The organism is Actinotalea ferrariae CF5-4, assembly GCF_000603945.1.
GTDB lineage: Bacteria > Actinomycetota > Actinomycetes > Actinomycetales > Cellulomonadaceae > Actinotalea > Actinotalea ferrariae.
The window spans coordinates 1-12,829 of the sequence record NZ_AXCW01000124.1 but is presented as its reverse complement, the minus strand read 5'-3'; the positions used below and the strand labels follow the sequence as shown (position 1 = coordinate 12,829).

Sequence of the window (12,829 nt, the reverse complement as noted above, 5' to 3'; positions counted from 1 at the left end):
CGCCGCGCCGGAGCCGGGCGCGGGCGTCCCCGACGACCGGTCGGCGCGCGCGAGCGGTGGCGGTCGGCCCCGCGCCAAGCGTGGCCGTGCCAGCGTCCCGAGCTGGGACGAGATCGTCTTCGGCGCGAAGTCCGACTGAGCCGCCCAGCGGGCGACGGCCTCGCGCCGCGGGACACCCGCGGTCCGGGACTCAGCCCCGGTGCGCGTCCTCCACGGTGAACGGCAGCGTCTCGGGGGCGGTGCTCGTGGCCCGCGCCGACGCCACGGTCATCCGGCGCATGTGGTGACGCCGGCAGAGCACCTCGTAGCCGACCTCGGCCGCCGCGCCCGTGTCCCCCACCACGACCTGCGCCCCCTCGACCACCATGACGCCGCGCACGGTCCGCGCGTTGTGGGTCGCGCGGGCGCCGCACCAGCACAGCGACATGACCTGCAGGACCTCGACGCGGTCCGCGAGCTCGATGAGGCGCGCGGACCCCGGGAAGAGCCGGGTCCGGAAGTCCGCCGTGATGCCGAAGGCGAAGACGTCCACCCCGAGCTCGTCGACCAGCGCGGCGAGCTGCTCGACCTGGTCCGGCGTGTAGAACTGCGCCTCGTCGCACACGAGGTAGTCGACCCGCTCCCCGCGCCCGCGGCGCGAGACCACCTCGTCCCAGAAGTCGGTGGCGTCGGTCACCTCCACGGCCGGGTGCCGCAGGCCGAGGCGCGAGGACAGCACGTCCGAGCCTGCCCGGTCGTTGCGCGTGAAGATCACCCCGCCGCGGCCGCGTGCGGCGTGGTTGTGGTCCAGCTGCAGCGCCAACGTCGACTTGCCGCAGTCCATGGTCCCGCTGAAGAACACGAGCTCTGCCACCGGTCGCCCTCCCTCACGCCACCACGAGCAGGGGGATCTCCATCTCCCCCGGCGTCAACGATCCGTGCATGCCCCGCAGCAGCATCGAGTGAGGCGTCTGGGTGCGCGAGTCCGCCACGCCGGCGGACCCCGTCGCGGCGACGACGACGTCGCCGAGGACGGGCTCCACGTGCGCGGCCACCTCGCCGAAGAGCCCGGCCGCGATCGCCTCGGCGCGCTCGAGGACGACCGCGGCACCGCCGAGCCGTTCCCGCCAGCGGTCGGCGACCAGCGGCGCGGCGCCGGGCGCGGTGTGGACGTGGACCGCCCGCGGCTCCCCGGCGACCAGCTCCACGTCCGCCCGCAGGGCCGGCTCCACCGCGACGTCGACGAGCTGGGCCGGGTCGACGTCGACCATCCCGTGGTCGGCGGTGAGGACGACGACGGTGCCCCGGGGCACGGAGCGGGCGAGGCGCCCCAGCTCGGCATCGGCCTCCGCGAGGGCGTCACCCCACTCCGGCGACCGCCACCCGTGCTGGTGGCCGACCTTGTCGACGTGCCCCCAGTACAGGTACACCAGGCCCGGGCCGGACCGCAGCGCGCGCAGGGTCGCGTCGACGCGCGCCTCCAGCGCCTCGGCGGCCACGTAGGTGGACCCGGACAGGGCGGCGTCGGTGAGACCCGAGCCGGCGAACGCCGCCGGCCCGACCGAGTGGACGGTCAGGCCGTGCTCCGCCGCGTGCCCGAGCAGCGACGGCTCGCGCTGCCAGCGGCGCGGCTCGTCCACGCCCGTCCAGGAGACCAGGTTGGCCAGGCCGCCGTCGGCGGGGTTCCGCACGGTGTAGCCGGCCAGACCGGTGCGCCCGGCGCCCCGGCCGGTGCCGAGCAGACCCATCGACGTCGCGGTCGTGGAGGGGAACCCGCAGGTGAGCAGGCGCGCGTCCGGCAGGAGCCGGCGCAGGAAGGGCGCGTGCCCGGCGCGCTCGGCGAGCATCCGGTGGCCGAGGCCGTCGACGAGGACGACGACGACCCGCTCCGCCGCGGGCACACCGAGGCGCCCCTGGGCGGCCGCCGCGTCCGCGACCCCGTCCGGCGTCGTGACCCCCAGGGCACCGAGGGCGGCAGGGAGGACCTGGTCCAGGCACCGGCCGCCGTAGTCGGGCAGCACGAGGCCCGCGGGCACGACCCCGGGGGCCAGGGCCGTCACCGGCGCCCCCGCGCCGCAGCCGTCGCGGTGGACAGCGCCCGGGCGAAGCCGACGGCGGCGCGCACCGCCTCCTTGCCCTCCGCCCGCGCGGAGACGCGCACGACGACGTCGTCGGGCGTGCTCGTGCCGGACAGGCCGTGGTCGGCGTCGCACTCGGGGTCGCCGCACGTCGCGGGCTCCAGGTCGATGCGCCGGACGGCGCCCCAGCCCAGCGCGAGCGTCAGCTCCGCGGGGGTGGCGCCGGGCTTGTGCCGCTCCGGGACGGGCACCACGTGGGTGAGGCCGACGGTGTGGACCTGCTCCAGCGGGACGGACTCGGTGGTCGCGGACGCGCTGGCCGAGGGGTGCACCGCGTCGGCGGGATGGTCGTCCACGTGGGCGAGCACGAGGCGCGTCGGGGTGAGGACGAGGACCGTCACGTGGCGGCGCACCTCGGCGGCGTCGAACGTCGTCTCGGGGTGGACCAGGTGCGCGACCACGTCCTCGCCCCCGAGGGCGACGTCGAGCACGTCGGCGACGAGCTCCGGGTAGTAGCCGGCCATGTCCAGGGCGCTGCGGAGGTCCTTCGTCGTGGGCACCGGCACATCCTCCCACCCCGGGGCCTCGCCGCGGGCGCCACGACGAGGTCGGTGGACGGTGCGGGCGTCAGGCGGGCAGGACGCGCCGCCCGCTGTCCACCCGGTCCGTCTCGGACAGCTGCACCTGCGCGCCCAGGACCGCGGCACCGCGCTCCCCCACGACGACGGGGTGCAGCTCGAGGTGGTGCAGCTCCGGGACGTCGTCGGCCAGGACGCTGACCCGCGCGAGCACGTCCTCGAGCGCAGCCACGTCCGCGGCCGGCAGCCCGCGGTAGCCGAACAGCCGGGGCCCGGCCCGGACCGCGCGGACCATCTCCCGCACGTCGGTGTCGGTCAGGGGCGCGATGCCGTGGCTCATGTCCCCGAGGAGGTCCACCGCGTCCCCCGCGAGCCCGAACGAGACGACGGGCCCGAAGCGGGGGTCCTCCGCCGAGCGGACCACGCAGGCGGCGCCGGGCGGCGCCATGCGCTGCACCTCGAAGGGCCGGTCGGTCTCGCCGAAGGACGCCAGGTGCGTGCGCATCTGCTCCAGCGCCGCCTCGAGCGCGGGGGCGTCGGCGAGGTCCAGGCGCACCCCGCCGAGGTCGATGCGGTGACGCAGGTGCCCGGCCGTGCTCTTCAGCGCCACCGGCCAGCCCAGCCGGTCCGCGGCCGCCACGGCCTCCCCGGCGTCCCGGACGACGACGGTGGGCCACACCTCGATGCCGTAGCAGGCCAGCAGGTCCCGGACACCCTCCGCGTCCATCGTCACGACACCGGGGCCCGCGTCGCGCATCCGGTCCGTCACCAGACGGCGAGCCGCGCCCGGGTCGACGCCCTCGAGCCGCAGCGGTCTCCCGTGGTCCGCGGACCGCCACGCGCCGTAGCGGGCGGCCCCGGCCAGCGCGACGACGGCGTCCTCGGGAGCCGCGTAGGCGGGCACGGTGCGCGCGGTGCCGGCGGCGTCCTCGGCCGTGAGCTCCGGGGTGATCCCCCGCAGGCCCAGGACGGACGCGACGGTCGTCGTGCCGGAGTCCGCGGCCGCGCGCGCCACGGCCCGCGGGACCGCCGGGTCCGTCGGGCCGTCCGTCGGGACGTGGACCACGACGACGGCGTCGTGCGACGCCCGGTCCGCGGCCACCGCGGCGAGCAGCGTCTCGAGGGTGGCCGCGTCGTCGTCGGCGGTGGTCCACCGGCCGCTGACGGTCAGGCCCGCCGAGGCCACCGCCTCCGCCGCCAGCGCGGCCAGCGGGTCGGACCCGGCCACGACGGCGACCCTGCGGCCGGTCGGGAGCGGCTGGTGCACCAGGAGCTGCGCGACGTCGAGGAGCTGGTGCTGGCTGTCCACGCGGATGACCCCGGACTGCCGGAGGAGCTCGTCGAGCGCCTGGCGCGGCACCCGCGTGAGCCGGACGGCGTGGCCCGCCGGGATGACGTGCCCGGAGCGACCCGCCGTGAGCACCACCACGGGCTTCGTCGCGGCAAGACGACGTGCCACACGGGAGAACTTGCGCGGGTTCCCGATCGACTCGAGGTAGAGGCCGACGACGTCGGTGGCGGGGTCGTCGGTCCAGAACTGCATGACGTCGTTGCCGGACACGTCGGCGCGGTTGCCCGACGAGACGAACGTCGACAGCCCGATGCGGCGGCGGCTCGCGGACTCCAGCAGGCCGACCGCCAGCGGTGCCGACTGGCAGAAGAGGGCGAGCCGGCCGGGCTCGGGCAGGTCGCGGGCGAGCGAGGCGTTCACGGTCCGCACGGCCCCGTCGTCGGCGAGGTCGTGACGCAGCAGGCCGAAGCTCGCCGGGCCGAGGACCCGCATGCCGGCCGCGTGCGCACTGCGGAGCAGGTCCCGCTGGTGCGCCAGGCCCTCCGGTCCCACCTCGGCGAAGCCCCCGGAGAGGACCACGACGCCGCGCGGGCGCAGCCGCGCGCACCGGCGCACCACGTCCGCGGCGGTGGCGGCCGGGACGGCGAGGACGACGAGGTCCACGGTGCCGGGCACGTCCTCGACCGTGGCGTGACGCTCGACGCCGTACGGCGGGGACGCGACGTCCTCCCCCGTCCCGGCGGGGTCCACGACGTGCACGACCGGCCGGCGCCCGGCCGGGGCGGCCTCCACGAGGTGCCGGGCGACCGCGGACGCCAGGCGGCGCTCCCGCGCGCTGCCGGGCTCGGCGGCGACGACGACCAGCACGCTGGACGGGTCCAGCAGGCCTCGCATGCTGCGCGCCTCGGCCCGGTGCTCGCGGTCCGCCATGACCTCGCGGGACCGCTCCGTCGGGTCCAGGTCGAAGGAGACGGTGAGGATGCCGTCGTCCAGGCGCTGGCTGACGGCGTACCCGGCCTCGCGGAAGACGGCGATCATCTGCGCGTTCTGCGGCAGCACCTCGGCGGTGAACCGCTCGATGCCGCGTTCGCGCGCCGCCGCCGCGAGGTGCTCGAGCAGGACCGAGCCGAGCCCGCGTCCGTGGTGGTCGTCCGCGACGTTGAAGGCCACCTCGGCCGTGCGGGTCCCCACGCGGTCGTACCGGGCGACGGCGATGATGTGCTCACCGAGGGCGTCGCCCGCGACCGCGACCAGGGCGACCCGGTCCCGGTGGTCCACCTGCGTGAACCGCCGCAGGTCGGACTCCGGCAACCGCTCCAGCGGCGCGAAGAAGCGGAAGTAGATCGACCGCTCGGACTGCCCGACGTGGAACTGCTGCAGCGCCGCGGCGTCCGCGGGCAGGATCGGCCGCACGTGCGCGGTCCCGCCGTCGCGCAGGACGACGTCCGCCTCCCAGTGCTGGGGGTAGGCCGGTGCCGCGCCGTCGACCGTCACCGGACCAGGCTAGACGGCGGTACGGCCCTGACACCGGGCCCATCGGACGGCGCGGCGTCGTCCGCCGCCGCCCGGCCTCCCTGGCTGTCCCGGGCCACCCGTCCCGCCGCGCGCCTGCGCCGGGCGGGCCGCGGCAGCGGGGACAATGGCACCGCACGCCGCACCGACATGTCCCGTCGACCCGTCCCGCCGACCCGTCCCCTGTGAGGAGCACCCGCGCCGATGGCCCGCCGCACGACCGGTCCGACCGGACCCGTGGAACCCGTCGAGGAGCGCATCGTCGACATCGACGTCGCCGCCGAGATGGAGGGCTCCTTCCTCGAGTACGCGTACTCGGTCATCTACTCCCGGGCCCTGCCGGACGCGCGCGACGGCCTCAAGCCGGTGCAGCGCCGCATCCTGTTCCAGATGGCCGACATGGGCCTGCGCCCGGACCGCGGCTACGTGAAGTCGGCGCGCGTCGTCGGCGAGGTGATGGGCAAGCTCCACCCGCACGGCGACACGGCCATCTACGACGCGCTCGTCCGGATGGCGCAGCCGTTCTCTCTGCGGCTGCCGCTGGTGGACGGCCACGGCAACTTCGGCTCGCTCGACGACGGCCCCGCGGCCGCCCGGTACACCGAGGCCCGGCTGGCCCCCGCCGCGATGGCGATGGTCACGGACCTCGACGAGGACACGGTCGACTTCGTCCCGAACTACGACAACAAGCTGACGCAGCCGTCCGTGCTCCCGTCGTCCATCCCGAACCTGCTCGTCAACGGGGCGTCCGGGATCGCCGTCGGCATGGCCACCAACATGCCGCCGCACAACCTGGTGGAGGTCGTCGCGGCGGCGCGGCACCTCGTCGACCACCCGGACGCGACCGTGGACGACCTCATGCGCTTCGTCCCCGGGCCCGACCTGCCCGGCGGCGGGAAGATCGTCGGTCTGGACGGGGTGCGGGACGCCTACCGGACCGGCCGCGGCTCGTTCCGGACGCGCGCGACGGCCCGGTTCGAGAACCTCACGCCGCGGCGCAAGGGCATCGTCGTCACGGAGCTGCCGTACACGGTCGGCCCCGAGAAGGTCATCGAGAAGATCAAGGAAGGCGTCCAGGCCAAGAAGCTCTCGGGCATCTCCGACGTCATCGACCTCACGGACCGCGAGCACGGGCTGCGGCTGGTGATCGAGGTCAAGACGGGCTTCAACCCCGAGGCGGTGCTCGAGCAGCTCTACCGCTCCACGCCGATGGAGGACTCGTTCGGCATCAACAACGTCGCGCTGGTCGACGGCCAGCCGCGGACCCTCGGGCTGCGGGACCTGCTGGTCGTGTGGGTGGACCACCGGCTCGTGGTCGTCCGCCGGCGGTCGGCCCACCGCCTGGCCCGCCGGCAGGAGCGCCTGCACCTGGTCGAGGGCCTGCTCGTGGCGATCCTCGACATCGACGAGGTCATCCAGGTCATCCGGACCTCCGACACGGCGGAGGTCGCCCGCGGGCGCCTCATGGGCGTCTTCGACCTGTCCGAGGCGCAGGCGGAGTACATCCTGGAGCTGCGGCTGCGCCGCCTGACGAAGTTCTCCCGCCTGGAGCTGGAGAAGGAGGCCGAGCAGCTGCGGGCGGAGATCGCGGAGCTGGAGGCGATCCTCGGCGACGAGCGTCGGCTGCGCGCCGTCGTCAGCGCCGAGATGTCCGACGTCGCCCGGACGTTCGGGACGCCGCGCCGCACGATCCTGCTGGAGTCCGCCGGCGGCGTCGCCACCACCGCGCGGACGGCGGCCCCCTTGGAGGTCCTCGACGAGCCGTGCTGGGCCCTGCTGTCGGGCACGGGCCTGCTCGCCAGGACGTCCGGCGACGACGCGCCGGTGCGCGCGGGACGGCGCTCGCAGCACGACGTCGTCGTCTCCCACGTGCGCACGACCACGCGGGCCCACGTCGGTGCCGTCACGAGCCGGGGCCGCGTGGTGCGGCTCAGCGTGCTGGACCTTCCCGGCGTGCCGCCGACCGACGGTCCGCCCTCGCTCTCCGGTGGCGTGCCGGTGTCGGAGGTCCTCGACCTGCCCTCGGGCGAGCGCGTCCTGGCACTCGTCTCCCTGGACGCCGACGCACCCACGCTCGCGCTCGGGACCGCCGGCGGCACCGTCAAGCGGGTCGTCGCCGAGGCGGCGCCGAGCCGCGACGCCTGGGAGGTGATCGGGCTGCGCGACGGCGACGAGGTCGTGGGCGCCGTCACCGTCACGGACGACGACGAGCTCGTGCTCATGACCACCGACGCCCAGCTGCTCCGCTTCGCCGCCTCGGCCGTGCGCCCGCAGGGCCGTCCGGCGGGTGGCATGGCCGGCATCAAGGTGGCGCCCGGCCACCGCGTGGTGTTCTTCGGCGCGGTGCGGCCCGGCGACGACGCCGACCAGGCCCTCGTGGTGACGGTCGCCGGTGCCGCCGGCGCACTGCCGGGGACGCAGGCGGGCACGGCGAAGGTCACGCCCTTCGCGCTCTACCCCGCCAAGGGCCGTGCGACGGGCGGGGTGCGCGCGCACCGCTTCCTCAAGGGCGAGGACGTGCTTCTCCACGCCTGGATCGGACCCGCGCCGGCCCGCGCCGCGGGCTCCGCCGGTCAGGCCGTGGACCTGCCCGGGCCGGTCGATCGCCGCGACGGATCCGGCTCGCCGCTCGCCGCGCCGGTCCACGCCCTCGGCTGAGTCAGATCTCGACGCTGTAGAGGACCTCGCCGTGCACGCGCTCGTAGCCGAGCCGCTCGTACAGCGTGTGGGCGCCGCTCGGGTTGGCGGCGTCCACACTGAGGGCCGCGTACTGCATGCCGTCGGCGCGGTACGCCTCCATCGCCGAGGCGAGGAGCGCGACCGCGAGACCGCGGCCCCGGTAGGCCGGCCGTACCCCCAGGAGCTCCGTGTAGCCGCAGGAGTAGCCGAGCGCGGGCCAGTCCTCCTCGTAGCGGCCTGACAGGAGGTACCCGGCGACGACGGGGCTGCTGCCCGCCGCGGCGTCGTCACCACCGGACGGGTCGAGGGCCACGAAGCTCCACGAGGGGGCGAACCCGCTCTGGTGCCCCCGCCAGGTCTCGGGCGTCTGGGGCTCGGTGCCCCAGTGGTCCAGGAAGGCCTCGTTGTGAGCGAGCCGCACGGCGTCGTCGAGGTCCTCGCTCCAGGGCACGACCTGGAGGCCCGCCGGCACCGTGGCGTCCAGGACCGGAGCAGCGAGGGGGCGGCGCATCTGGGTGTACCACCGGATCGGGCTGAACCCCGCGGCCGCGTACAGCCGACGCTGGTCGCGCTGGTCCTCGTCCACGTAGACCGCCAGGCGACCCGGCACGTCCTTGCCGGACGCCGCGAGCATCTGGCGTCCGCGGCCCTCCATCCAGCGCAGCAGCGCGGGACCGACGCCGCGTCCGCGCCACGCCGGGTGGATGCCACCGCGGAGGAAGGCCCGGACCGTCCGCTGGTCGCCCGGCCGCACCTCGACGATCGCGTACGCGCGCAGCTCGCCCCCCGCGTCCACCCCGGCGAGCGTGTCGGCGGCGAGGTCCTTCCAGTCCCCCGTCAGGAGCTCGCGAGCCGCCGCGGCCGAGGTCCGGGACAGGCTCGCGTCGGCCTCCTCGATCACCCCGAGCAGGCGGTGGAGCGCCGGGGCGTCGGCCACGACGAGGGGGCGCCACTCGAGCTCGAGGTGCGCCGGGGGCAGCTCCACGACCGACGGTGCGTCCGCACGGGCGGCCAGGCCGCCGGGGCCCGGAGCCGTGGCACCCTCCGGGCTCAGGTACGGGTCGGTCACGGGCACCACCGTAGAGGTCCGGCAGCCGCCGTCACACCGCGACGACGACCGGTCGTGCGCAGGATGGCCGCAGCGAGCCCGTCGACCCCGTCCCCGAGGCGGGGTCGCGGTCAGGCGTCGATGCGCGCCCGGTCGAGCTGCGCGGCGCCGGCGACGATGAAGTCGCGCCGCGGCGCGACCTCCGAGCCCATGAGCAGCTCGAACACCCGCTCGGCCGCCGCCGCGTCCTGCGCCGTGACCCGGCGCAGCGTGCGGTGGCGCGGGTCCATGGTGGTCTCGGCCAGCTGGTCGGCGTCCATCTCGCCCAGGCCCTTGTACCGCTGGATGTCGTCCTTGTAGCGCCGGCCGGCCTTGTCCAGGCGACGCAGGGTGGTCGCCAGCTCCGCCTCGGAGTACGTGTAGACGTACTCGCTCTTCCGAGACCCGCCGCCGAGGACCTCCACGCGATGCAGGGGCGGCACCGCGGCGTAGACCCGTCCCGCGTCGACCAGGGGCCGCATGTAGCGGAAGAACAGCGTGAGGAGCAGCGTGCGGATGTGCGCGCCGTCGACATCGGCGTCCGTCATCAGGACGACCTTGCCGTAGCGCGCCGCGTCCAGGTCGAAGCTGCGCCCCGACCCGGCGCCGAGCACCTGGATGATCGCCGCGCACTCCGCGTTGCGGAGCATGTCGCTGATCGACGCCTTCTGGACGTTGAGGATCTTGCCGCGGATCGGCAGCAGCGCCTGGAAGTCGGAGCTGCGGGCGAGCTTGGCCGTACCGAGCGCGCTGTCCCCCTCCACGATGAACAGCTCGCTGCGGTCGACGTCGTCGCTGCGGCAGTCGGCGAGCTTCGCGGGCAGCGCCGACGTCTCCAGGGCGTTCTTGCGCCGCGAGATCTCCTTCTGCTTGCGCGCCGACAGACGGGCCCGCATCTCCGCGACGACCTTGTCGAGCAGGAGCGAGGCCTGCGCCTTGTGGTCGCGCTTGCTCGACGTCAGCAGCGCGGTCAGCTCCTTCTCCACCACCCGCGCGACGATCGCGCGGACGGGCCCGGTGCCCAGGACCTCCTTCGTCTGGCCCTCGAACTGCGGCTCGGCGAGGCGCACCGTCAGCACGGCGGTGAGGCCGGCCATCACGTCGTCCTTCTCCAGCCGCTCCCCGACGTCCTTGGTGGAGACCTTGAGCCGTCGGGCGTTCTGCTCGACCCCCTTGCGCAGGGTCTTGAGCAGGCTCTGCTCGAAGCCCGCGAGGTGGGTCCCGCCCTTCGGCGTGGAGATGATGTTCACGAACGACCGGACCTCGGTCTCGTAGCCGGTGCCCCACCGCAGGGCGACGTCGACCTCGCACTCGCGCTCCACCGCCTGCGAGGTGAGGTGGCCGCGCCCGTCGAGCACGGGCACCGTCTCCGTGAAGGTCCCGGAGCCCGTCAGCCGCCACGTGTCCGTCACCGCGGCGTCGGGCGCGAGGAACTCCACGAAGTCCACGGCTCCCCCGTGGTGCACGAACGTCTCCTCGTGCGGCCCGTCGGCACCGGGCGTCCCGGGCAGACCCCGCTCGTCGCGCACCGTGACCGTGAGGCCGGGGACCAGGAACGTCGTCTGACGCACGCGCGAGACGAGCTCGTCGTACGAGAACACGGCCGACGCGGGGAACACCTGCCGGTCCGCCCAGTAGCGCACGCGGGTTCCGGTGCGCGCCCGCGGGACCTTCCCCACGACGGTGAGCTCGGAGGCGTCGACGAACGGCGTGAACGCCGCGTCGGGATCCGGCCGGTCCCGGTCTGCGTACACACCGGGCTCGCCCCGGTGGAAGGTCATGCGGTGGGTCCTGCCGTTGCGGTCCACCTCGACGTCGAGGCGAGCGCTGAGGGCGTTGACGACGCTGGCGCCGACGCCGTGGAGCCCGCCGGAGGCCGCGTACGAGCCCCCGCCGAACTTCCCGCCGGCGTGGAGCTTGGTGAACACGACCTCCACACCGGTGAGCCCGGTCTTGGGCTCGACGTCCACGGGGATCCCGCGCCCGTTGTCGTGCACCTCGACGGAGCTGTCGGCGTGCAGGATCACCGCGATGCGGTCGCAGTGCCCCCCGAGCGCCTCGTCGACGGAGTTGTCGATGATCTCCCACAGGCAGTGCATGAGACCGCGGGAGTCGGTCGTCCCGATGTACATGCCCGGGCGCTTGCGCACCGCCTCCAGGCCCTCGAGGACCGACAGGTGGCGTGCGGTGTAGCTCGACTCCGACAGCGTGCTCGTCACGTCCCCGAGGGTAGACGCTCGGTCCGACACGGCCGCCGCGACGTGCCGCAGCGCCGCCCGCTCCCCCCGGCGGCCGGGTGGTGGCGCTACGCGGTCAGCGAACCCGGCCCTCTCCGTGAGGCCCCGACGGGGACCGGATGCTTTCATGTTCGCGTGACGACTACGACGAGATCCCCGCTGACCGCGGCTGACCGCTGCGACCGCTGCGGCGCCCAGGCCTACGTCCGCGTGCTGCTGCCCACGGGCGAGCTGCTCTTCTGCGCGCACCACGCCCGTCGGCACGCCTCCGCGTTCGCCGACGTCGCCGTCGACATCCAGGACGAGACGGATCGCCTCCTGGAGGAACACGGCGCACCGGCTCGCTGAGCCCGCCCGACGCCGCACGACCTCGCAGGGCCCGACCGGCACGACCCGGTCGGGCCCTGCGCCGTCCGGCCGGGTTCCCGTCCCCGAGCACGCGCCCCGCCCCTCACCGCCCCGCCCGCTGCCGCAGACCCGAGGAGACCGATGGACCTGGTGGAGGTGCTGGTCGGCATCGGCGTGCTCGTCGGCCTCGTCGGGGTGGTCGTCCCCGTCATCCCCGGATCGCTGGCGATCGGAGGATCGGTCCTCCTGTGGGCGCTGGACCGCGGCACGCCCGGCGCCTGGGGCGTCCTCGCCGTCGTGGTGGTGCTCCTGGCGCTGGGCAACCTGGCGACCTACGTCATCACCGGGAAGCGCGTGGCAGCGTCCGGCGTCCCCCGGCGCACCCTGGTCCTGGCGGGCCTCGCGGGCATCGTCGGGTTCTTCGTCGTCCCGGTCGTCGGGCTGTTCCTCTTCTTCGCCGCCGGTCTCTTCGCCGCGGAGTACGCCCGCCTGCGCGACACCGAGGCCGCGCGGCGGTCGGCCTTCGTGGCGCTCCGCGCCACCGCGCTGGGACTGCTCGTCGAGCTGACCCTCGCGCTGGCGGCCGCCGCCACCTGGCTCGTCGCGGTCCTGCTCGGCGTCGGCGGCTGAGCCGCCGGCCTCAGCTGCCGGAGCCGACCCGGTGTCCCCCGCGTCGGCCCCCGGGGGCGGAGCCCTGCAGGGCGCCTGCCTCGGAGCGGGCCGCCGCGAGGTCGGCCGTGCGGCGCCGGTCCAGGAGGACCGTCGTGACGCCGCCCGCCACGCCGAGGACGGCGATCGTCACGAGCCAGGCGTCGACACGACCGTCCCGCACCCCGAGCGCACCGACGACGACGGCGCCGCTGACGGCGAGCAGGAGCAGGGTCCAGCCGGTGGCACGTCTCGACACGAGCTGCTCAGTCGAGGTAGTCGCGCAGTCGAGGCGCGATATGCGTTGTGCGAGTCATGCGGGTAACCGTACAGGTCCGAGCGCTGTGGGTGCGAATATCTTGGACTGAGGGGCAGACCATGACCACCACCGA

The 12,829-nt window shown here is 75.2% G+C and carries 10 protein-coding genes; 3 read left to right on the top strand and 7 right to left on the bottom strand.

Annotated features, from left to right (window positions below; translation table 11 throughout):
- Nucleotides 1-190: 190 nt before the first annotated feature.
- From N866_RS11740 to N866_RS11725, 4 genes are all read right to left on the bottom strand, one after another.
- The gene (locus tag N866_RS11740) at nt 191-853 is read right to left on the bottom strand and encodes a thymidine kinase (RefSeq protein ID WP_034226540.1); all 663 of its coding nucleotides are present in this window, start codon (nt 851-853) and stop codon (nt 191-193) included.
- A 13-nt stretch (nt 854-866) separates the two neighbouring features.
- Nucleotides 867-2,039, bottom strand: a complete 1,173-nt coding sequence (locus N866_RS11735) for an alkaline phosphatase family protein (RefSeq protein WP_052022963.1) — start codon at nt 2,037-2,039, stop codon at nt 867-869.
- A complete protein-coding gene (locus N866_RS11730; RefSeq protein ID WP_052022965.1) occupies nt 2,036-2,581 on the bottom strand; it encodes a DUF5998 family protein in 546 nt (181 codons plus the stop codon). Before N866_RS11730 ends, N866_RS11735 begins: the two co-directional genes overlap by 4 nt.
- 103 nt (nt 2,582-2,684) lie before the next feature.
- Entirely contained in the window at nt 2,685-5,420 is a 2,736-nt protein-coding gene (locus N866_RS11725) for a bifunctional acetate--CoA ligase family protein/GNAT family N-acetyltransferase (RefSeq protein ID WP_034226536.1), read from the bottom strand.
- 222 nt (nt 5,421-5,642) lie between these two features.
- Here N866_RS11725 and N866_RS11720 point away from each other — a divergent pair, with 222 nt between their 5' ends.
- Nucleotides 5,643-8,096, top strand: coding sequence for a DNA gyrase/topoisomerase IV subunit A (locus tag N866_RS11720; RefSeq protein ID WP_034226535.1), 2,454 nt, complete (start codon nt 5,643-5,645; stop codon nt 8,094-8,096).
- Between the two features lies 1 nt (nt 8,097).
- Here N866_RS11720 and N866_RS11715 read toward each other — a convergent pair whose 3' ends face one another.
- Nucleotides 8,098-9,186, bottom strand: coding sequence for a GNAT family N-acetyltransferase (locus N866_RS11715; protein WP_245612571.1), 1,089 nt, complete (start codon nt 9,184-9,186; stop codon nt 8,098-8,100).
- 110 nt (nt 9,187-9,296) lie between these two features.
- On the bottom strand, nt 9,297-11,423 hold the full coding sequence (locus tag N866_RS11710; protein WP_034226533.1) for a DNA gyrase/topoisomerase IV subunit B: 2,127 nt from the start codon (nt 11,421-11,423) through the stop codon (nt 9,297-9,299).
- Between the two features lie 153 nt (nt 11,424-11,576).
- Between N866_RS11710 and N866_RS11705 the strand changes: the two genes are divergently transcribed.
- Together N866_RS11705 and N866_RS11700 are read left to right on the top strand one after the other, a co-directional pair.
- On the top strand, nt 11,577-11,789 hold the full coding sequence (locus tag N866_RS11705) for a DUF7455 domain-containing protein (protein WP_034226531.1): 213 nt from the start codon (nt 11,577-11,579) through the stop codon (nt 11,787-11,789).
- A gap of 141 nt (nt 11,790-11,930) precedes the next feature.
- On the top strand, nt 11,931-12,419 hold the full coding sequence (locus N866_RS11700) for a DUF456 domain-containing protein (RefSeq protein ID WP_034226529.1): 489 nt from the start codon (nt 11,931-11,933) through the stop codon (nt 12,417-12,419).
- A 10-nt stretch (nt 12,420-12,429) separates the two neighbouring features.
- On the opposite strand, the gene N866_RS11695 is transcribed toward N866_RS11700, so the two are convergent.
- On the bottom strand, nt 12,430-12,696 hold the full coding sequence (locus N866_RS11695; protein ID WP_034226528.1) for a hypothetical protein: 267 nt from the start codon (nt 12,694-12,696) through the stop codon (nt 12,430-12,432).
- Nucleotides 12,697-12,829 lie beyond the last annotated feature (133 nt).

What these genes read in the sequence shown, in the direction of transcription:
- N866_RS11730 (WP_052022965.1), bottom strand. Translation starts at nt 2,581, where the DNA reads ATGGCCGGCTACTACCCGGAGCTCGTCGCCGACGTGCTCGACGTCGCC.
- N866_RS11720 (WP_034226535.1), top strand. Translation starts at nt 5,643, where the DNA reads ATGGCCCGCCGCACGACCGGTCCGACCGGACCCGTGGAACCCGTCGAG.
- N866_RS11700 (WP_034226529.1), top strand. Translation starts at nt 11,931, where the DNA reads ATGGACCTGGTGGAGGTGCTGGTCGGCATCGGCGTGCTCGTCGGCCTC.